The following is a 676-nucleotide window of genomic DNA, read 5'->3' as shown; positions in this document are numbered from 1 at the left end:
CGCGCGCTGCGGCACGCGATGCTGCGCTCGCAGCGGCGCCTCGAATTTGGCCAGGTGCTGCTCGCGTCGATCGGCAGCACCGCGCCGTTCGTCGGGCTGCTCGGCACCGTGTGGGGCATCTACCACGCGCTCGGCAGCATCGCCGCGAGCGGGCAGGCGCAGATCGAGAACGTCGCGGGGCCGGTCGGCGAGGCGCTGATCATGACCGCGTTCGGGCTCGTCGTCGCGATTCCCGCGGTGCTGGCCTACAACATCCTCGGGCGGCTCGTGCGGCAACTCGCCGAGGAGCTCGACGGCTTCGCGCGCGACCTGCACGTGTTCGTGTGCGCGCAGGAAGCCTGACGCAACCATTCCGGAGGAACGACCGTGGCATTCGGCGGACTCGAGCACCACAAGACGTCCGCGCCGATGGCGGAGATCAACATGACTCCGCTGATCGACGTGATGCTGGTGCTGCTCGTCATCTTCATCATCACCGCGCCGCTGATGACGCACGCGATCCGGCTCGACTTGCCGAAGGTCGCGGCCAGCATCGCGCGCGACACGCCGCAATCCGTCACCTTGTCGATCGACGACGCGGGCAAGCTGTACTGGGACGACTCACCGGTCGCGCTCGATGCGCTGCCGGCGCGCTTCCGGGCCGCCGCCGCGGGTGGCGCGCCGCCCGAGCTGCGGA

General features: G+C 70.0%; 2 protein-coding genes. Both read left to right on the top strand.

Translation table 11 applies throughout. From position 1 onward, the window contains the following. On the top strand, positions 1-342 hold a 342-nt coding region (locus G3N99_RS41135), incomplete at its 5' end, for a MotA/TolQ/ExbB proton channel family protein (RefSeq protein WP_206125302.1). A gap of 24 nt (positions 343-366) precedes the next feature. Then, the coding region (locus tag G3N99_RS41130; RefSeq protein ID WP_206125301.1) for a biopolymer transporter ExbD at positions 367-676 on the top strand (310 nt) is incomplete at its 3' end.

The sequence above is a fragment of the Burkholderia sp. Ac-20392 genome (genome assembly GCF_017104585.1).
In the GTDB taxonomy this organism is placed as follows: domain Bacteria; phylum Pseudomonadota; class Gammaproteobacteria; order Burkholderiales; family Burkholderiaceae; genus Burkholderia; species Burkholderia lata.
The sequence above is the reverse complement of the archived record's forward strand: the minus strand, read 5'-3'. Positions and strand labels throughout refer to the sequence as shown.